19 protein-coding genes and 2 tRNA genes are annotated in these 20,193 nt (G+C 41.2%); 8 read left to right on the forward strand and 13 right to left on the reverse strand.

The window, feature by feature from the left end; translation table 11 throughout:
- Positions 1-352 precede the first annotated feature (352 nt).
- Positions 353-2,611, forward strand: a complete 2,259-nt coding sequence (gene metE, locus BJI48_RS05415) for a 5-methyltetrahydropteroyltriglutamate--homocysteine S-methyltransferase (RefSeq protein ID WP_095332730.1) — start codon at positions 353-355, stop codon at positions 2,609-2,611.
- A gap of 50 nt (positions 2,612-2,661) precedes the next feature.
- Positions 2,662-3,558: a methylenetetrahydrofolate reductase gene (locus BJI48_RS05420; protein ID WP_095332732.1), complete on the forward strand. Its 897-nt coding sequence runs from the start codon at positions 2,662-2,664 to the stop codon at positions 3,556-3,558.
- Between the two features lie 611 nt (positions 3,559-4,169).
- Here BJI48_RS05420 and BJI48_RS05425 read toward each other — a convergent pair.
- The 9 genes from BJI48_RS05425 to accB all read right to left on the reverse strand — a co-directional run bounded on the left by BJI48_RS05425 (position 4,170) and on the right by accB (position 11,989).
- On the reverse strand, positions 4,170-4,970 hold the full coding sequence (locus BJI48_RS05425; protein WP_095332734.1) for an ABC transporter substrate-binding protein: 801 nt from the start codon (positions 4,968-4,970) through the stop codon (positions 4,170-4,172).
- On the reverse strand, positions 4,967-5,752 hold the full coding sequence (locus BJI48_RS05430) for an ABC transporter ATP-binding protein (RefSeq protein WP_095332736.1): 786 nt from the start codon (positions 5,750-5,752) through the stop codon (positions 4,967-4,969). The genes BJI48_RS05425 and BJI48_RS05430 overlap by 4 nt, the downstream gene beginning before the upstream one ends.
- Positions 5,746-6,693: an iron ABC transporter permease gene (locus tag BJI48_RS05435; RefSeq protein ID WP_095332738.1), complete on the reverse strand. Its 948-nt coding sequence runs from the start codon at positions 6,691-6,693 to the stop codon at positions 5,746-5,748. Before BJI48_RS05435 ends, BJI48_RS05430 begins: the two co-directional genes overlap by 7 nt.
- A gap of 1,022 nt (positions 6,694-7,715) precedes the next feature.
- Positions 7,716-7,793, reverse strand: a tRNA-Met gene (locus BJI48_RS05440).
- 45 nt (positions 7,794-7,838) lie between these two features.
- On the reverse strand, positions 7,839-8,306 hold the full coding sequence (locus BJI48_RS05445; RefSeq protein ID WP_095332740.1) for a hypothetical protein: 468 nt from the start codon (positions 8,304-8,306) through the stop codon (positions 7,839-7,841).
- Positions 8,307-8,354: 48 nt separating this feature from the next.
- A complete protein-coding gene (gene pseC, locus BJI48_RS05450) occupies positions 8,355-9,476 on the reverse strand; it encodes a UDP-4-amino-4,6-dideoxy-N-acetyl-beta-L-altrosamine transaminase (RefSeq protein ID WP_095332742.1) in 1,122 nt (373 codons plus the stop codon).
- Positions 9,476-10,120 carry a hypothetical protein gene (locus tag BJI48_RS05455; protein WP_095332744.1) on the reverse strand — a complete coding sequence of 215 codons (645 nt, stop codon included), beginning with the start codon at positions 10,118-10,120 and terminating at the stop codon, positions 9,476-9,478. The genes pseC and BJI48_RS05455 overlap by 1 nt, the downstream gene beginning before the upstream one ends.
- Before the next feature lie 41 nt (positions 10,121-10,161).
- Positions 10,162-11,520, reverse strand: a complete 1,359-nt coding sequence (locus tag BJI48_RS05460) for an acetyl-CoA carboxylase biotin carboxylase subunit (RefSeq protein ID WP_095332746.1) — start codon at positions 11,518-11,520, stop codon at positions 10,162-10,164.
- Positions 11,521-11,524: 4 nt separating this feature from the next.
- Positions 11,525-11,989: an acetyl-CoA carboxylase biotin carboxyl carrier protein gene (accB, locus tag BJI48_RS05465; protein WP_095332748.1), complete on the reverse strand. Its 465-nt coding sequence runs from the start codon at positions 11,987-11,989 to the stop codon at positions 11,525-11,527.
- A gap of 115 nt (positions 11,990-12,104) precedes the next feature.
- On the opposite strand from accB, the gene dcd reads away from it, so the two are divergent.
- Positions 12,105-12,674: a dCTP deaminase gene (gene dcd / locus BJI48_RS05470; protein ID WP_095332750.1), complete on the forward strand. Its 570-nt coding sequence runs from the start codon at positions 12,105-12,107 to the stop codon at positions 12,672-12,674.
- A 43-nt stretch (positions 12,675-12,717) separates the two neighbouring features.
- Here dcd and BJI48_RS05475 read toward each other — a convergent pair whose 3' ends face one another.
- Positions 12,718-13,320, reverse strand: a complete 603-nt coding sequence (locus BJI48_RS05475; RefSeq protein ID WP_095332752.1) for a phosphatase PAP2 family protein — start codon at positions 13,318-13,320, stop codon at positions 12,718-12,720.
- Positions 13,321-13,456: 136 nt separating this feature from the next.
- Positions 13,457-13,533 (reverse strand) — tRNA-Arg (locus BJI48_RS05480).
- Positions 13,534-13,659: 126 nt separating this feature from the next.
- On the opposite strand from BJI48_RS05480, the gene rpsU reads away from it, so the two are divergent.
- The 5 genes from rpsU to accA all read left to right on the forward strand — a co-directional run bounded on the left by rpsU (position 13,660) and on the right by accA (position 17,326).
- Positions 13,660-13,872: a 30S ribosomal protein S21 gene (gene rpsU, locus BJI48_RS05485; protein WP_095332754.1), complete on the forward strand. Its 213-nt coding sequence runs from the start codon at positions 13,660-13,662 to the stop codon at positions 13,870-13,872.
- A gap of 124 nt (positions 13,873-13,996) precedes the next feature.
- A complete protein-coding gene (gene fabG / locus BJI48_RS05490) occupies positions 13,997-14,740 on the forward strand; it encodes a 3-oxoacyl-ACP reductase FabG (protein ID WP_095332756.1) in 744 nt (247 codons plus the stop codon).
- Positions 14,741-14,842: 102 nt separating this feature from the next.
- Positions 14,843-15,076 (forward strand): acyl carrier protein, encoded by a 234-nt coding sequence (gene acpP / locus BJI48_RS05495; RefSeq protein WP_095332758.1) that lies wholly within the window; start codon positions 14,843-14,845, stop codon positions 15,074-15,076.
- 54 nt (positions 15,077-15,130) lie between these two features.
- On the forward strand, positions 15,131-16,381 hold the full coding sequence (locus tag BJI48_RS05500; protein WP_095332760.1) for a beta-ketoacyl-ACP synthase II: 1,251 nt from the start codon (positions 15,131-15,133) through the stop codon (positions 16,379-16,381).
- A gap of 15 nt (positions 16,382-16,396) precedes the next feature.
- Positions 16,397-17,326, forward strand: coding sequence for an acetyl-CoA carboxylase carboxyl transferase subunit alpha (gene accA, locus BJI48_RS05505; RefSeq protein WP_095332762.1), 930 nt, complete (start codon positions 16,397-16,399; stop codon positions 17,324-17,326).
- 1,017 nt (positions 17,327-18,343) lie between these two features.
- Here accA and BJI48_RS05510 read toward each other — a convergent pair.
- The gene (locus tag BJI48_RS05510) at positions 18,344-19,906 is read right to left on the reverse strand and encodes a DUF262 domain-containing protein (RefSeq protein ID WP_180763057.1); all 1,563 of its coding nucleotides are present in this window, start codon (positions 19,904-19,906) and stop codon (positions 18,344-18,346) included.
- The gene (locus BJI48_RS05515; RefSeq protein WP_095332766.1) at positions 19,875-20,090 is read right to left on the reverse strand and encodes a DUF262 domain-containing protein; all 216 of its coding nucleotides are present in this window, start codon (positions 20,088-20,090) and stop codon (positions 19,875-19,877) included. Before BJI48_RS05515 ends, BJI48_RS05510 begins: the two co-directional genes overlap by 32 nt.
- Between the last annotated feature and the right edge of the window lie 103 nt (positions 20,091-20,193).

Raw genomic sequence — 20,193 nt, forward strand, 5'->3', positions numbered from 1 at the left:
GTTTTTTCATCTTGCCCGCTAGGGCGGTGTGATGGGGATTTAACCACCTGTCCTATTAAAAACATAAAGCTTGTTTTTACATCCCTCCTCATCAGCTTAGAATCAGACAACCTGATATATTTATTCTCTACAAAGTAGTCAAGATAATTCAACCTAAATCAAATTGAAAATAATAGGTTACATTTTGTATCATAACCCCCAAAAGTCTTGTCAAACGAAGTTTGTTTGATAAAAAACTATTTTATTTTGAAAAATCACGTTCGATTTGATAGAAAAATTCCATAAATTTATTAAAACACAATATGTATATGATATTATTCCCAAATAATTTCATATACACAAAGGAAAAACAATGAGCATTATCATCGGATTCCCAAGAATTGGGGAAAATAGAGAACTCAAAAAGGCACTAGAGAGCTTTTGGGCAGGCAAATTGACACAAGAAGAACTCGAAGCTGTCGCTAAAGAACTGCGCGCGAAGCATTGGGCGTATCAAAAAAATCTTGCGTATGTGAGCGTGAATGATTTTAGCCTCTATGACAATGTTTTGGACCTCACCTACGCACTAGGGGCAATCCCAGAGAGATTCAAGCAAGCTAGCGGTTTGGAGCTGTATTTTGGAATGGCTAGAGGTCTTGAAAACAGCGTGGCTTGCGAGATGACAAAATGGTTTAATACCAATTACCACTATGTCGTCCCAGAATTGAGCCAAAACTGCGATTATACTATCAATCCAAGCAAGATCGTATCAGAATATGCCGAAGCTAAATCCTTGGGCTATCGCCCCAAAATCAACCTAATCGGGCTTTTTACGTTTATGGGGTTGGGAAAAATTACGCAAGATTCGAGTTTTGAAAATGTGTTTGAGAAAGTAAAAAATGCGTATTTTAGGCTACTAGATTCGCTCAAAGCGCTCGATTCAGATTTGGTGATCCAGTTTGATGAACCCATATTTTCCAAAGGCAAAGACGAGAGATTTTATGGGAAAATCCAAGCTGTTTATGATGAAATCGTTGCTAAAAAGCTGGGTAAAATCATCGTTACCACGTATTTTGAACACAGCAATGAAGCCACAGAAATCCTATGTAAAAGCCGTATTGATGGTATTGGGCTGGATTTCTTGTATGGAGAAAAAAACCTCTCCTCGCTCAAGGCAATCGCAAAAAGTGGCAAGACCCTTTATGCAGGTATCATCGATGGGCGCAATATTTGGGTAGCCGATTTGGCTCAAAAGCTTGATTTTTTGGAAAAAATTGCTCAAGAAATCCCCAAAGAAAATATTGTTTTAAGCACGAGTTGTTCGCTATTGCACGTGCCATTTAGCAAGGATTCTGAAGTCAAAATGGACAAAGAAATCCTCTCGTGGCTAAGCTTTGCAAAAGAAAAAATCCAAGAGCTTGAGTTGTTAGAAACTGCTTTTAAAGGCTCTCTCAACGCTAGTGAGAAACAAAAATGGCAAGAAAATATCACCATCAATGCCAATAGAAAAGTTTCAACAAAAATCAATGACAAATCGGTTCAAGAGCGTGCGAAAGCACCCATCAAAACCCAAAGAGAACCTGCCTTTAAAGATAGGATCAAACTCCAACACCAAAACCTAAAATACCCTATTTTGCCTACGACTACCATCGGGTCTTTTCCCCAAACCCCAGAGCTTCGCGCCCTTAGGTTGCGTTTCAAAAAAGGTGAAATCAAAGAAGAAGCCTACCATCAAGGTATCCAAGAATACATCAAAGATTGCGTGGCTTTCCAAGAAGAGATTGGGCTTGATGTCCTTGTGCACGGCGAGCCTGAGAGAAACGATATGGTCGAATATTTTGGCGAGCAACTCCAAGGCTTTGTCTTCAGCCAAAATGGATGGGTGCAAAGCTATGGGAGTCGCTGTGTGAAGCCCCCGATTATTTTTGGCGATGTGAGCCGACCCAAGCCGATGACATTGCAATGGATCACCTACGCCCAAAGCCTTACTGCAAAGCCCCTCAAAGGGATGCTAACAGGTCCTGTAACTATCTTGAATTGGTCCTTTGTGCGTGATGACATCGATAGGAGTGCGGTTTGTAAGCAAATCGCCTTAGGCATCGCTGATGAAATCAATGATTTGCAAAATGCTGGGATTGCCATCATCCAAGTCGATGAAGCCGCATTCAAAGAAGGCTATCCCTTGCGCAAAGAAAATATCCCTGTTTATGAAAAATGGGCGCTTGAATGCTTCAAAGCCTCCACAAGCCTTGCCCTGCCAGCCACGCAAATCCACACGCATATGTGTTATAGCGAGTTTAACGACATTATCAAGACCATTGAAGCCCTCGATGCCGATGTCATCAGTATCGAAACGGCTAGAAGTGGCAATGAACTCCTCAAAGTCTTTGCTGCTGTGGGCTATGCCAATGAAGTCGGACCGGGCGTGTATGATATCCACAGCCCCCGAATCCCTAGCAAAGAAGAGATAAAACAGCAAATCAAACTATTGCTAGAAGTTCTCCCCAAAGAACAGCTCTGGATCAATCCTGATTGCGGGCTAAAAACTAGAAAATGGGAGGAGGTCAAACCCAGCCTCAAAAATCTTGTCGTAGCGGTCAAAGAAATCCGAGAAGAGGCCTTGGGGCGGTAAAAGCAAACCAAAAATTAAAATGTGAGAAATTTAAATGCGAGGAAATTTAAATGATTGAAGCGTGTGTCCAAAAGATTTTGAATGCTAGATTCCTCAGCTATGAAATCTCCCCGCCAAAAAGCCCGCATATCGGCGAAACATTGCTTGAGGAGCTTGATGAGTGGGGAGGATTTGATGCACTTGTTTGCACGGATTCTCCATTGGCAAAATGCAGGCAATCCCCCATTCTCGCAAGCCTCAAGCTCCAAAACGCCCTCAAAAAGCCTGTGATTTGCACGCTCAATATGCGTGATAGGAATACCATCGCTTTGCAAGGGGATATTCTTGGGGCAAATGCGTTAGATATTCGGATGTTTTTGACGCTCACAGGCGATCCGATCAAGCTTGGCGATCAGCCCAATGCTAAGGGCGTTTTTGAGGGCAATAGCAGTCTTTTGGTGGAGTTGATAGAGAATTTCAACCAACAAAAAGACCTTGCAGGAAATCCCATCAAAGGGACGCTCAAGACCATCTACCCCTTTGGGGTGTTGAATGCCTATGCGAACAATCTTTTGAGCCTCAAAAACAAAATGAGGCGCAAAATAAAATCAGGCGTCCTCGCACTTTTTACCCAACCCGTCTATGATATAGAAATCGCCAAGCTCCTTTTGGAATGGTGTGAGGAAATCAATGCAGAATTAGGCAAAAAAGCTCAAGTAGTTTTTGGGTATTTTCCGATTGTCCGATACAAAACCGCACAATTTTTGTATGCCAAGCTCCCGGGTGTATTTGTCCCTGAAATCTGGCTTGAAAAACTCGAAAATGCGCATAAAATCAGCGAAATAGAGGAAGAAAAAGTAGGCTTTGAGCTTAGCAAAACCTTGTTTGAAAACCTCAAAAACCTCCACCCTAAAATCCATTTTATGAATGGTAATAAAATCGCAATGGCGAAAAAAATTATTGGATAATTTTTTATTTTCCACTCGGTTTGTTTAAAAACAAACCTGAAGACCACTTCGCAAGATATAAAATCTTGCTTCGCTCCTAAAGTAACCATCTCGTCAGCCAAGCGGAGCTTGTGCGTTCAAGATAGGTTTTAAAGGTGTTGGTTTGGGCTTCACTCAAGCCTGAAGACCACTCACGGGAGCTAAGCCTATGGGTGGGCGGGTCAGTTTCGCTCCTAAAGGACAGGGTTATATCCTGCTAACGCAGGAATATCAACTTGGGGCGGGTGGGTAAAATTTCTAAGGTTTGGAAATCTTATCCACCTACAAACCCAGCCCGCTACGCTCTGTCATCTTACCCACTAAGGGGGCGTGGGGTGGGGGTTGCAAGGGGGCGGGCAGCTTGCTAAGTAGAACCCGCCCCCTGCATAATAAAAAAACCTAAAAATATTCTTTTTACTCGGTTTGTTTAAAAACAAATCTGAAGACCACTCCAACGGGCAAAGCCCGTTTTCGTTCCTAAAGCATTCTTGCCTGCCCGCCCGAGTGATGACTAGCTAATGCAGGGTCATCAACCCAGTTTCGGGGGTATTTTGCTTGATTAGCCGTGCTAGTCTAAAAGACCATTCGCCCATTCAATCCGATATTTGCTTATAGATTGCTTCGATCTGCTCGATAATCCTAGGCGTGCCTCGCAATAACGAATGGATATCAAGATAATACATTTTCTTTTCTTTTGCAGCTTTTGTTTTGCTTAGCAATGGATTGGCTTTGAGGAGTTCGCTTTCATCGTGGATTCTCAAGCCATATAAAATCACTTCGGGATTAGATTGCAAGATATATTCTTGAGATAAAATCGGTCTTTTTCCCGCTGTGTCTTTGGCGATATTTTCGATACCAATGGTTTTGAAAACATCTCCGGGTAGCGTGTCTGGGGGGAATACCATCAAGGGTGCAGCCGAATAGATAAAAACACCTCGTTTATCCAAAGGGTGCTCTTGTAAATGCTTGATTCTTGCTTCATAGTCGGCGATGAGGGTTTTAGCATTGGCTTCTTTGCCTACGATCTCACCTAGTGTTTTGATGTTTTGGGCGATTTGGTCGAGACTATCTGCTTTGAGGTAAAGGGTTTTGATACCAAATCGTTCCAAGTTCTCTTTGAGTCCTAAACTATAAGAGCTCAAAATCACCGCGGTGGGTTTGAGTGCGATGATTTGCTCTAATGATGGGTTGGAAAATGTCCCTACGCTTTTTAATTGCGATGTTTTTTCTTCGGGATAAATCGTAGAATTTTGCATTTTTGCAATGGCGAGGATTTGTTTTTCCCCGCCGAGCATATAGATGATTTCAATGCTTGCAGGGTCTAAGACCACGAGGCTTTCTTTGGCAATGCCAAAACTTAGCACAAGGCACAATGTAAGTAGTATTTTTTTCATTTTTTCTCCTTTTTTGGTATGACAAATGGACGCCCCAGATGCGTGATGACATCACAGGAAAATCCATAAACTTCTTTGAGGATTTCAGGTTTAAATAAATCTTTTGGCATCCCATCATAAAGGATTTCGCCATTTTTGAGTAAATGCAGCTTGGTGCAAAATAACCCTGCAAGATGGAGGTCGTGCAGGACAGATATGATGGTAATGCCCTTGCTAAGGCAAAGCTCCTCGCAAATCTTCATCATCTCAATAGCATAATTGAGATCAAGCGCACTCGTCGGCTCATCTAGCAAGAGGATTTTGGGGTTTGAGACCAGCGCCCTGCCCAAAAGAACCCTCTGAAACTCGCCCCCACTTAGTGTGAGCGCGATTCGATGTTTGAGATGGCTGATACCAAGCATTGTGGCTATTTCTTCGATCGCACCCTTATCGGTATCATCATAGCCTCTGATGGCATTTTGAAGATAGGAATATCTCCCCATATACAGCACATCTTCGACGGATAGAGGCATACTCAGTGCTGATTTTTGTGGCAAAAAACCAAGAATGCCTGCGAGTTCTTTATCGCTATAATCGGATACATTTTTTTCAAAGATTTTCACGCTCCCAAACGAGGGTGAGAGAATGCCTAATATTTGTTTGATAAGTGTGCTTTTGCCACAGCCATTAGGTCCAAGTATGCCGATAAATTCCCCTTTTTTTACACATAAATTGATATTTTTTAATACATTTGATTTGCCGTAGCTAAAAGATAGATTTTCTATACAGATGGCATCTACCATTGTTTCGTCCTCGCATAAAAAGCCAAATACAAGAAAAATGGTGCTCCAAAAAACGCCGTGATGACGCCGATAGGGATTTCTATGGGGGCGAGGATTGTCCTGCCAAAGGTATCACATACCAGCAAAAATGCCCCACCCATCAGACAAGAAAGCGGGAGCAAAACAGCGTGATTGCTTGTTTTTAAAAGGATACGCAACGTATGGGGGATAATCAAGCCTACAAATCCGATCAGACCGCTAAATGCCACGCAAAAAGCCACTGCAAATGAGGTCATTATCAAGAGATTTTTTTTGCATTTAGCGACATTTACGCCCAGACTTTTGGCTTCATCATCCCCGCTCAATAGGATGTTTAGCTCAAATCGCTTGCGATAAAAATACAAAAGAGAGATTATCAAGGGGACAAGCAGAATCAAGACTTGTTGCCAAGAAGCCCCGCCCAAATATCCCATCAGCCAAGCGACAATCTTGAAAGAATCTTCACCGATGAGGTAGATACCAAAGGTCGTGAAAGCTCCCAAAAAAGATGAAGCAGCGATTCCGATGATGAGTAGTGTCGTGATACTCTGTTTTTTTGATATAGAAAAGATAAGCAAAGAAAAACCCACGCAACAAACAAAACCAAAAACGCCATAATAGATATCAGGCATTTTGAGCAAATACGCCAGCACCGCCCCAAAAGTCGCACTTGAAGCGATACCGATGATATAAGGATCGGCGATAGGATTGACAAAAACGCTCTGGACAACAAGCCCTGAACTCGATAGCAACGCCCCGATCAAAATCGCCATCACGATTCGTGGGGCGCGGATGTCTAAAAGAATGGTTTTTGAGATGTCATCAAGATTGCCCCAATCAAGCCCCACGCTACCAACGCTAAGTGCGAGCGGGATACTCAAGAGATATGCCAAACCAATACATAAATAAAGTCTTAGAATCATCAATATGCCTTTTATTATGTTTTACTCGGTTTGTTTTACAAAATTAAAACAAACCTGAAGACCACTTCGGGCAGTTTAACTGCCCTGCGTTCCTAAAGTATGGGCGTCTGCTATGCTTCTATCGGAGCATAAACGCATCGCCGTGCGAAGCTAAAAAAGATAAGCAGTTATCTTTTTTTACACTTCTCCTCTCATACCCAAAGCGTTGCTTTGTGTATTTGAGATAGGTTTTAAAGGTGTTGGTTTGAGCTTCACTCAAACCTGAAGACCACTTCGGGCAGTGAATTAAGGTTTGGGCATATTGCTGTGCTCCTTATAGTCGCACATCGCAATCGCCGTGCGAGGCTAGTAAAGCCAAGCAGTTGGCTTTACTTTTACGCCTCTCCTGTTCCTAAAGTATTTTGACCCGCCCACCCGAGTTATGGGAGCGTTTCACTTCGTCATCAACCCATTTTCTAAGGTTTTTAATCCTATCCGTTAGCAAACCCAAGCCAGCTACGCTTTTTAATCCTGCATTGCATTGGGGGCGTGACGGGGGTTTTCGCCCACCCACCCATTAAGACCGGTCTTCGCAATTCTAAGCTTTTATGGGTGGGTGGGTCAGCCTGACCCCTTTCTAGCTAGCATAAGAAACAATCACTAGCGATACAGCTATGGAAAAACATTGCTATCTAAGCGATTCACAAGCGAACCTAAAGACCCGTTTATTATTTTTTTACTCAATTCAGTTTAAAACTGAATCTGAAGACCGCTACGCAGGGAGTAAATCCCCATTTCACACCCAAGTGGGGGCTTGTGTGAGATTGGTTTTAGCGAGTTCCGTTCCACTATATTTTTCGCCGTGTTTTTGTGCGAATAACTTTTTCGGTAACTATTATCATTATATAAAATAAAGCTTAGTTATCCTTTAAAAGCATATTAGTATTGATTGGGTTTTGCATTTTGTTTGGTTTTGGTGTTTGATTAATTTGGACTGGTGGGGATTGGTTAGAATGATTTTTAAGGAAAGTGGTGAAAAATAGTGGTGTCAAGAGGGAGACTTGAACTCCCGACCTCCGGCTTATGAGACCAGCGCTCTAAACCAGCTGAGCTACCTTGACGCAAAAGCCCGTCATTATAAGCGAAAACGCATAAAAAGTCAATAATTACAGGACAATATCAACGTTTTGGAGCGTGCTGTAAGCATTTTTGTATCGTTCTAAAAAATTATTGAGATTTTGTGGCTGGATACCAAAAGCTTTTTGTGCATTTTTTGTGTAAAAATCGGGTTCATCTTGCATTTCAGGGGAGCGTTTGCCATTATAGAAGCTTGTGAGGCTATAAAGCGACTGGGCTGCGAGCATTTTTTCACCCTCGTTCATCCCCGCTGTGGCTCTTTGAAACGCTTCATATTCATTATCATTCATCAGTTCCAAAACCAAAAGACCATAGGTTTCTCGTTTTTCAGAAATACCTTGAGTGTCGGCTTGAGTCTCCTTATTTTTGGGTATTTCAGCCAATTTTTGTGGTTTTTGAGCGGGCTGGGTTTGGATGGGGGTATTTTCATTTTTTCCTTGTTGGCTACCTAGGAGGTTGTAAAGAGAGGTTTTGGGTAATTGCGAGTTGATTTCCACGAGAGTCTCCAAAGTTTTTTGGAATCTCTAGCAAAAAATGGTCCAAAATCAACGCAAACAGGTTTTGAAGTTTTCAAAAACCTTTAAGATTTTTTCCGCCGTTTCTTTGGCTGTGGTTAGATCCATTTTTTGATGGCAAGGGATTGAGATTTCAGCGCGGTAAAAATCCCTCGCATTAGGGAGTTCTAGGTCGCCCAAAAGATTTTTATACAGGCTAAATTCATAAATGGGTTTGTAATGAACCTGCACGCCCAGAGAGCTTGCAAGCAGGGCTTTGAAGATCTCTTCTTTGGCACACCAAAATTCTGGAGCGAGAATGATAGGGTATAGATGGTTGGTCGTGGTATGGCGCATATCTTGGTGCAGGGTGAAAAAATAGGGATTTCCTGCAAAGATTTTGTCATAAAATTGGGCGATTTCTTCGCGAATATGGAGAAATCTTTGGAGTTTTTTGAGCTGGGAGATCCCTAGTGCTGCTTGAATCTCTGTCATCCTGAAATTAAACCCACCCCGCACGACATCGGTATTCCAAAGCTCTTTTTTTATCACGCCGTGTGAGCGGATAAGCTTGGCTTGTTCATAAAAATCGGTGTTGTTAGTGAGGAGCGCCCCGCCTTCAGCAGTCGTGATGGGCTTGATGGCGTGGAAGCTAAAAATCGTGATATCAGCGAGTGTGCCGATATTTTTGTCGTAGTATTTTGCCCCGATGGAATGGGAGCTATCAGAGATAAAAGCGAGGCGATTTTTATCGCAAATTTCACGGATACTTTTGGCTTCCACGCTGTTTCCTGCATAATCAACACTCACGATCGCTTTGGTTTGGGGTGTGATAAGGGGGGTGATGAGCTTTTCATTGATGTTGCCATCTCTTTTGACATCGCAAAATATCGGCAATGCGTTGCATTCAAGCATCATATTTGTTGTAGCTACAAACGTGATGGGCGAAGTGATGGCGCGGTCCTTTTCTCCCAAGCCAATAGCCTGATAAGCGGCATAAAGGGCAGATGTTGCGGCGTTGAAGACAAGAGCGTGCTTGACACCGATGATCTCACAGAGACGCTCTTCAAAATCTTGTGTGAGTTTGCCTTGCGTGAGGTTTGGACTTTGCAAGGCTTTTATAACGGCGTTGCGGTCATCTTCCTCGATGAATTGGGTGCTATAGGGATTCATCAGCCTAAGAGTTTTGCTAAGCGCTCTAGGGTTAGCCCCTCAGTTTTGTGGGCTTCTTTGAATTGTTTTTCATTGAGGGCTGTTTTATCAAGGGCGTCGTAGGTAGCATCGGTTTTTTTGAGATTTTCAAGATTGTTTTGGAGGTTTTGATTGAGGATATGGATCGCTTCTTTGGCGTATTTTTTTTGGATACCGAGATTTTTGAGAAAATCCTCAGGAGCTTGTGGATTCTCGGTGTTGATATTAGAGGGTTTGATGGCATTGGCATCAAATTTGATATGGGGGTCAAGGCGGGTATAGTTTTTGGCAAAAACATTTTCGCCATTGAATGTGGTGCTATCAAAGGTCTTTATAAGTTGTTGTTTTAAATTATGAGCTTCAGGGGCATTTTCTTGATTTTTCAAAATGCCAACAAGGGCTTTGCCCTCTTTAGTCATTGTATCAATGCCTTTCATAGCTGTCTGCAATGCCCCGATGGCATTGTTGGTTTCTTTGGTAGATTGCGATAGTTCGTTTTGGGTGATTTTGACGGCGTCTTCAGAATGTTTGATTGTATCGGATTTTTTTTCAGGCACAATGTGGAGAGGTTTTTTTGAAGCGAGCGTGTCGCTCACGACAGAAGCGTTGCGAGGTGTGATCTTCATAATCCATTCCTTTGGCTTATTTTAATGAAGATAAGCATTTGTTATTCCATATTTTGTTCGAGATATTTTGTATGGATTTTAGAAAGTTTGAAATCAGCATTATCCATCATTTTGAGATGAAATGGGATGGTTGTTTTGATGCCTTCAATACAAAACTCCCTAAGCGATCGTTTCATCTTGGCGATGGCTTTATTTCTGTCTTCGCCCCAAACGATGAGCTTGCCAATCATCGAGTCATAAAACATCGGCACGCTATAGCCTGCATAAGCGTGGGTATCTAGCCTCACATTCGCACCACCCGGGGCAATCCATTTGGTGATTTTACCCGGGCAGGGATAGAATTTTTCAGGGTCTTCAGCAGTGATACGGCACTCTATAGAATGCCCCTTAAATGCGATGGTTTCTTGCTTGGGGAGTTCCTCGCCTTCTGCAATCTTTATCATCCACTCCACCAAATCCAGCCCGCTTACCATTTCGCTGATGGTGTGTTCGACTTGTAGCCTCGTATTCATCTCCATAAAATAAAAATCTTTATTGTTAGCATCCAAAAGAAATTCAAACGTTCCTGCACCCACATAACCGATATGCTTAGCCGCTTTGACGGCGGTGTCTAGGAGGGATTTTCTCACTTCAGGGGTGAGGACTATTGCAGGGGTTTCTTCAATAAGCTTTTGTTGCCTGCGTTGAGCAGAGCAATCCCGCTCCCCGATATGGATCACATTGCCATATTTGTCAGCTAGGATCTGGACTTCGATATGTTTGGGGTTGCGGATGAATTTTTCCATATAGATTGTCCCATCTCCAAATGCACTCAATGCCTCGCTTTCAGCCGCCAAATAGAGATTTTTCAAAAGCTTGGGATCTTCGACCACACGCATACCTCTACCGCCCCCACCAGCGGCTGCTTTGATGATAACAGGGTAGCCGATTTTTTCTGCTACTTCTTGGGCTTCCTGATAGCTTTTGAGCGCCCCATCGCTTCCGAGAATGACAGGAACACCCGCTTCTTTCATCACATCTTTTGCTTTGGATTTATCACTCATCATCACCATCACATCGGCACTTGGACCGATAAATTCTATCCCGTGGTGCGAACATATTTCAACAAAGTTTTGATTTTCGCTCAAAAAACCATAACCCGGAAATATCGCATCAGCATCAAAGAGCTCAGCAGCGCTCATAATCGCAGGGACATTGAGGTAGCTTTCTGATGATTTGGGTCCTCCGATACAGACTTTTGCATCAGAAATATCGAGATAATGCACATCTTTATCAGCAGTTGAGTAGATGGCAATGGTTTCTTTGCCCATTTCTTGAATGGTTCGGATGGCTCTTTGGGCGATTTCGCCTCGATTGGCAATGAGGATTCTACGAAGCGTTTTTTTTTCTACTTGTTTCATAGTGTTATATTTTCTCTACTTTGATGAGTTTTGTGCCGTATTCGACGGGCTGGGCGTCATTGACCTCTAGGGCAAGGATCTTGCAATCATATTCTGCTTCGATTTCATTCATAATCTTCATCGCTTCGATAATCCCTATCGTCTGCCCTTTTTTGATTGTATCCCCGACATTTACATAGGGAGCAGCATCTGGGGATGGGCATCGATAAAAAGTCCCTACCATCGGCGATGTGATAAAATCCCCGCTTTCAGAATGCGTCTGGGTGGGAGCTGGTGTGTGCGATGTGCTTTGAGGCGCATTTTGGATAGTTGGTTGTGCGATAGGGGTTATTGGCTGGGCTAGAGGCATTGGGTTACAAGCAGTTTGTTTGTCAAGCTTGAGTTCAAAATCGTTTTGTTTGAGACTCAGGCGTGTTATTTCTGAGTGATTGAAGATTTCGATGAGTTTTTTTATTTCTGCAAGGTTCATAATGGCGTTGTCCTTTATACGAAAAGATTTTAAAATTCTCAACTAAAATGAGATTAGCTTTTGTCTTTGCTATAATAGCATAAGTTTAATTCAAAAGAGGATAGGAACGGCATCGATGGGATTAAAATCAGATATTTGGATCAAAGAAATGAGCCTTACACAAGCGATGATAGAGCCTTTTTGTGAAAAGCAAGTCGGGCAGAATGTCGTGAGTTTTGGGCTTAGTAGTTATGGTTATGATATTAGGGTTGGGAATGAATTTATGATATTTACCAATGTCGGGGCGACGATAGTCGATCCTAAGGATTTTCATTATGATAATGTTGTCGAAGTTGATGCTTCAGAGCAAGGTTATTGTGTTGTCCCGCCCAATTCGTTTGCCTTAGCACGGACGGTGGAATATTTTAGAATGCCTAGAGATACGCTCGCGATTTGTTTGGGGAAAAGCACCTATGCAAGGTGTGGGATTATCGTGAATGTAACGCCTTTTGAACCTGAATTTGAAGGGCATATCACCATTGAAATATCCAACACCACGCCCCTGCCAGCAAAAATCTATGCTAATGAGGGCATTGCTCAAGTGCTGTTTTTGCAAGGTGATGAACCCTGCAAGGTCAGCTACAAGGACAAACAAGGGAAGTATCAAGGGCAAATGGGTATCACGCTGCCAAAAATTTTAAAATGATTTTCTAAGCACAGGAATCTTAAAAAAAGTCTTAAAAAATATTTTAAAAACGATAGTTTAGGCGTAAAGCATAGATATTTTGATATACGCCTTTAGAGACTTCTTCTTGATCGACATCCACATCAATATTGACATTTTGATTGAGCTTGCTTGTAACGAGATAGGAAACGCCATATCCAAGAATCGCCCCTGCGATCACTTGTGTAACGGTATGCCTTTGGGCAGTAACTCGTGAAACCCCGACTAGTGTTGCCAAAATGGTGGTTGGGACACCCCATTTCCAGCCGTATCGCCTTTGCATAAAGCCTGCTGCAGAAAATGCCGAAGCGGTATGCCCAGATGGGAAGCCATCGTAACTCCCGTTATTGGGTCTTTGGCTGATCTTTGCCCAGCTAGGATGGCTTCTAGAAATACCTACAAAACTATATTTGGTCGCAAATGTTACTGCTAGCGTGCTCCCTGTGCCGATGGCAAGATAACCTAGACCTTTGTAGTCTTTTTGAGCGAGCGAAACCACAGCTGCCATTGCGGGGAGAAACTGAAAAATATCGCCATAGATTTCAAACCCATCTTTCTGGCGGGCTTGGGCTTGAGTAAGCAAACCTGCGAGTATCCAAGCGATACAAAATATTTTACAATACTTCATTGATATGAACCTCGTTTTAACTAATTGAGATTCACATTATACTTGTTTTTGGACGTCTTTATTGGGATTATTTTGCTTTGAGATGTCAAATTTTGATGGATTTTATTTGGATTAATTTGGAATGTTTGGAATGAAGTGGTGTGCCCAGAGGGATTCAAACCCCCGGCCTACAGGACCGCAACCTGTTGCTCTATTCAGCTGAGCTATGGGCACGCAATAAAAAGGGTGGCATTTTACCAAAAGTTTCTTGATTTTATGTTAAATTTATCATTTTTGGCTTATAATCCTTTTGAGAAGTTTAGGCTTCGATAATCTAAATAAAGAAAGTGGTGATTGCAAATGCCTGGTATGAAAGTCAGAGAAAATGAGTCTTTTGATGAAGCTTATCGAAAATTCAAAAAACAAACCGATCGCAACTTGGTAGTAACCGAGTGTCGAGCTAGAAGGTTTTTTGAGTCAAAGACTGAAAAGCGCAAAAAGCAAAAGATCAATGCGAAGAAAAAAATGCTCAAACGCCTTTATATGCTTAGACGTTACGAGTCCAGACTCTAGCCTTTTCTTCTAAAAACCCCGATGGGGGGTTTTTAGAATCCCCTATAATCTTCCTTTTATATTAAATTCAAAGCTTTTTTGTTAATATTCTTTAAAATCAATTTAAAAATAGGAGTTGTAATCAATGAAATTTAGCGGTAAAAATGTTCTCATAACAGGTGCTTCACGGAGCATTGGTGCAGAGATTGCTAGAACATTAGCAGGCTTTGGCCTCAAGGTTTGGATCAATTATAGAAGCAATCCCCAAATAGCGGATAATCTCAAAGCAGAAATCGAAAAATCTGGTGGCAATGCTGCACTTATCAAATTTGATGTTACCGATGAAGAGGGATTCCTTGAAGGGATAAAGGCTATCATTGATTGTGATGGTGAGTTGTCTTATTTGGTCAATAATGCAGGAATCACCAACGACAAGCTTGCCTTAAGAATGAAAACTGAAGAATTTATGGATGTTATCAATGCGAATTTGAAATCGGCTTTTATTGGTTGTCGGGAAGCTCTCAAGATAATGAGCAAACAGCGATTTGGCAGTGTGGTGAATATCGCCTCCATCGTTGGAGAACGAGGCAACCCAGGGCAGACCAATTATGCAGCAAGCAAGGGCGGGATGATTGCGATGAGTAAGTCTTTTGCCTATGAAGGGGCTTCCAGAAATGTGCGATTCAATGCCATTACCCCGGGCTTCATCGCAACAGATATGACCGATGTCCTCAAAGATGAGGTTAAAGAAAGTTATATTAAAAATATTCCTTTAGGGAGATTGGGAAATACCAAAGAAATTGCCGATGCTGTAGCGTTTTTGTTGAGCGATCATTCAAGCTATATTACGGGTGAGGTTTTGAAAGTCAATGGCGGGCTTTATATGTAAAATCTTGCAAAAAAATGCAGATTTTTTTATTTTTTATTTGTTTTTATCAAAACTTTAGTTAGAATTAGAAACTCTAAATCGAAAATTAACAAAGGAGAAAAAATGGCTTTATTTGATGATATACAAGCTGTGGTAGTAGAACAACTGAACGTGGATGCGAATCAAGTAAAATTGGAAGCAGAGTTTGTAAAGGATTTGGGTGCTGATTCCCTTGATGTAGTCGAGCTCGTGATGGCGCTTGAAGAAAAATTTGGCATTGAAATTCCTGATGAGCAAGCCGAAAAGATTGTAACCGTTGGTGATGTTGTCAATTTTATCGAAGCCAATAAAAAGTAATCTGTTCCCTTGAAAGAGGGACCTATCATTTGAATGCTATCATAAGGAGTGTATGTGCGTCGGATCGTTGTAACGGGATTGGGGATGATTAATTCGCTGGGATTAAATAAAGGGAATTCTTTTAAATCTATTATAGATGGGAAGTGTGGCGTTAAAAGAATTACCTGTTTTGATACGACTGATTTTCCTGTGCAAATCGCTGCGGAAATAACGGATTTCGATCCCAATGAGGTGATGAATCCCAAAGAGGTCAAAAAGGCTGATCGTTTCATCCAATTGGCACTGAAAGCTTCTAAAGAGGCGATGATTGAGAGCGGGCTTTTGGACGCTGAAGGTAAGTGTGAAGCGAGCATTGCCGATAGATTTGGTGTGAGTTCTGCAGCAGGGATTGGTGGATTGGGAAATATCGAAAAAAACTCCATTACGTGTTTTGAAAAAGGACCTAGAAAGATTACCCCGTTTTTTATCCCATCAGCCCTCGTGAATATGCTGGGCGGTTTTACTTCAATAGAATTTGGCATCAAAGGTCCTAATGTATCAAGTGTTACCGCTTGTGCTGCAGGGACACACGCTATCATTGAGGCAGCCAAGACGATTATGCTTAATGGCGCCGATCGGATGCTTGTGATTGGAGCAGAATCGACAATTTGTCCAGTCGGCATTGGTGGTTTTGCGGCTATGAAGGCATTATCGAGTAGGAATGACGATCCCCTAAAGGCTTCACGACCTTTTGATAAGGATCGAGATGGTTTTGTGATGGGTGAGGGTGCTGGTGCTTTGGTCCTAGAAGACTATGAGAGTGCCAAAGCAAGAGGGGCGAAGATTTATGCTGAGCTTATAGGTTTTGGAGAAAGTGGCGATGCCAATCATATGACTACGCCAGCACCTGAGGGTGAGGGGGCTTATCGGGCGATGAAAGCCGCCTTGAGTATGGCGGGCAACGTAGCAAATGTGAAGATCGGCTATATCAATGCACACGGCACAAGCACAGGGTATAATGATTTGTTTGAGACAATCGCATTGAGAAATGTTTTTGGTGGTAAAGAAAATGTCCCCCCTGTGAGTTCGACAAAAGGGCAGATTGGGCATTGTTTGGGTGCAGCAGGTGCTATCGAGGCTGTGATTTCGATTATGGCGATGAATGAAGGCATTTTGCCACCGACTATCAATCAAGAAACTCCCGACCCAGAATGCGATCTCGACTATATCCCTAATGTTGCTAGAGAAGCAAAGGTTGAAATCGTGATGAGTAATTCTTTTGGTTTTGGTGGCACAAATGGTGTCGTGATTTTCAAAAAAGTATAATTTTAGAGTATAGCAGTGGCAACTTATCTGGATTTTGAACAGCGTATCAAAAATATCCAAGATGAAATAGAAATGGCTACGATTCGTGGCGATGAGGCTGCCAAAGATATTTTAGAAATCGATCTTGAAAAAGAAGTTCGTGCGGTCTATTCCCATATGAATGACTACCAAAAATTGCAGCTAGCTCGTCATCCCGATAGACCCTATGCGATGGATTATATCGATTTGATTTTAAAAGATGGTTATGAAATCTCAGGGGATCGGCATTTTAGCGATGATAAGGCGATCGTTTGTTTTTTGGGAAAGATTGGTGAGCAAACCACCTTGGTGATTGGCGAGGAAAAAGGGCGCGGGACCAAAAACAAATTAATGCGTAATTTTGGGATGCCAAATCCAGAAGGCTATCGCAAGGCACTCAAGGCTGCCAAGTTTGCTGAAAAGTTTGATATTCCTATATTGATGCTCGTTGATACTGCGGGTGCTTATCCGGGCTTGGGCGCAGAAGAAAGAGGGCAGAGTGAGGCGATTGCAAAAAATCTCCAGGATTTTGCAGCCTTGAAAGTCCCTACGATTTCGGTTGTCATTGGAGAGGGCGGGAGTGGTGGTGCTTTGGCAATTGCCGTGGCTGATAAGCTCGCTATGATGCAGTATTCGATTTTTAGCGTGATTTCCCCAGAGGGTTGTGCGGCTATCTTGTGGAATGACCCCAGCAAGATAGAATCCGCAACAAAAGCGATGAAAATCACTCCTGACGAACTCAAAAAAGCTGGGCTTATTGATGATATTATTTTAGAACCAAGCAGGGGCGCACATCGTGATAAAACCCACGCCGCAAATGCCATCAAAGAGTATTTTTTAAGCAGTTTGGAGGCTATCAGAAAGGATTCTGATTTTATCCAAAAACGTTATGAAAAATTGATGGCTTATGGGGCATTTTCTGAATAACTCGAATTTTTCTCACACAAACAAATTCCTACAAAGCTTCCTTGCTTATTTTTAAGACTGAAAAATAGTTTTTGTTTGACTTGAAGCGGTTTGATGATTATGTAATTTTTGAAAATATATTTTTAAATAAATTTTAAACTAATGGAAGCATTACAATGTCATTGTGGTGGAGTTGCTTAATTTGTAATCCCTTGAAATCATACAAATTTGATTATAGAGATTAAAAGAATCAAGTCAAACTAGCGTTTTAGATATATCATCACAGAGAGTACCCAAGTCGCCAAAAATCTCACAACAAACAAAACAACCCCCAAAGGCATTTGATTTGCCTTTGCCAGGTTTATTGGCTATCTTCATAAGGCTTATAATCATTGTGTGGGGCAAGCAAGATAAGCGCCCCTTTTTCTTGAGCCATTCCCAAATCCAAAAGCATTGCGATACGTGTTTTATGAGTTTTTAATTCCTAAATCAAGCCAATCATCCCTTTTATCTCATATTGTGGGGGAGTATTTAATAATTACTTTAAATAACATATAAAATCATCAAAAATAACATAAATATTTTATATTAGCCCGCAAGTGGCAACCTCGCACCTGCTAATCTTTAGGACTTGAGGGTTCTATTGAATGATTGTAAGCAATCGTTTGATAGCCAAAAGAGGGGAATACAACAGAAATTTTAGGGACAGATTCTATCTGCTTTGATAGGAATCTGGCAGGGAGTGGCTTAGGTTTTTAAAGGCGATTTTTACCGCACTGACCTTTGCGTGGATTTTAACGAGGTGTTAAATCAAAGCCAGTTGCTTGGTTTTAGTGCCAGTGGGGCAAAACACAGCGAAGTAATACACAAAAGCATAGTCGGTGTCTAGCCCCTTTCCCTAAAAGGTAAATCCTGGTTTGTTCTCAAAGCCATCATCTCATTGACAAGACCAAAATATTATGCACTCAAGATGGGCTTTAGAAGTTTTTTATTTTGACTTGTGATTTGTCTCCATAAATATTTGAAATCTAAATGCCCCTATTGCAAAAAGCTATTAAAATCCCAAATTTTATAAATTTCTTTTATAAAATTTTGCGTGCGTGCCTTGATGGCGTTTTCATCCCATTTTTCGTTTTTGATGATTTCTTTATTGATAATAAAATCTGATGTTTTTTCCAACTGCTCTTTTTTCTTTTCCCAAGAAGAATTACTTAAGCTTACATTATTTTTCCATTGAAGCAAGGTCATATTCCCCAGCATATGGACCAAATATTCCATCTCTTCATCACTCTTGTCATCGCAATTCCAGTTTGTTTGCCATTTTTGGGGCAAGATATGCTCAAGTTGCAACATATCAAAAACCAACCCATCTGATTCTCTATCTTTCTTGCCCTTTAATTCTTCCTGTCGGTAAAGCTCGATCCAAAATAAAACGAGTTTTGCATCCTTAGGTTTCCATTTTATTTGCTCCTCTAGCGCGTCATCCATATTTCCTAAGTTATCATATTCCTGAAGTTTTTCTTTAAATTTTCGTTTCAAAACTTCTGATAAATTTTGATTGTTTTGATGGGCTATTACATCACAAGTTAGTCCCAAAAAGAACGCACTATAGCTATCTGTATTGATACGATTAAACCAACAAAACATCAAAAAGTTTTCTAGTATCTTGAGGCATTGGAGAAAATTTTTCTCATCATTTTCAAGCTTAGCCTTGAGTGCCAAAACCAATGGGATTGGTGTTGCCGATATAAAAGAAAGGATATGGAAAAATCTTTTAATATCATCTTCATAAATAAAAGATTCATTTTTTTCAATCACAGGAAATTGGGCATAAAGCTCTGCATATTTTTTCATCCGTTGAAGGAAATTCCTGCTGTCTGGCAGGCTTTCAAGACTAGCGAATTTTTCCTTATAGAGTTGGCTGAGATTTTCTATTCGATGTCCTTTGCTAAGTTCAAAAATTCCCTCAATAACCGCAAACGCATAGATAAAAACATCGCTCTGGCTTCTGCCCCTTTTGCGATCAAAATGCACCCTATCCCAATTTTTGATCGTGTCGGCATCTTTTTCAAAAACATCTTTCCAATATGGCTCATACCAACCCCGAACAATATCCTCTCGGGGTTCGAGATTCCTAATCTGATAAAAAAGACTATTTTTGATAATATCAAGCACCGAAAGCCTCAATCCAGCGGTATTGATAGAGTCAAATATTTTTTGCTCATTTTCGTTGCTATCTAACTGAATAATAACCCAGAGTTTTTGAGTCAAGATATAATCTAAAAATTCCTTTTTCTTGTCTAAATTTTGCACTTGAGTAGAAAAATACCGGTAACATTTAACCAACTGGCTTTCATCTTTTGCTTTTGGTATGTTACTTATATCATCAGCTTGTATAATGCTTTCAAATGCCGGTTTATCTAGATGAGAATGAGTGATTTTAGGGGTTTTTTTGCTAAGACTATCATAAAACAGCCCTGCGTAACGAGGCTCTTTTTTATCTTCTTCGCTAAGATTGTCATATAAAGCTTTGATAAGGATCGAAAAGGTAGTTAGTCTTTGTTGGCCATCAATAAGGCTTTTGACTGCCCCCCCCCCCATTAGCTGAATCATCTTTTAAAATGATAGAACCCAAAAAGTGTGAAGTCTTATTTTCAAAGCTTGTTTCTAGGTCTTCAAAAAGCCTTTCCCATTGTTCCTTTTGCCAAACATAAGCTCTCTGAAAAAAAGGGATTTGAATGGTTTCATTTTGCATAAATCCAAAATGCTGTTCGTGTGCTTTCATTTTTACTCCTTAAAATTTAAAAATAACATTTGATTTTAGCACCTACAAACTGAATCTAAAGCCAAAACCTAAAACATACAGAATGTGGGCGAAAAATAGGGAA

Origin of the sequence: Helicobacter sp. 11S02596-1 (genome assembly GCF_002272825.1) — a bacterium.
Taxonomy (GTDB): domain Bacteria; phylum Campylobacterota; class Campylobacteria; order Campylobacterales; family Helicobacteraceae; genus Helicobacter_J.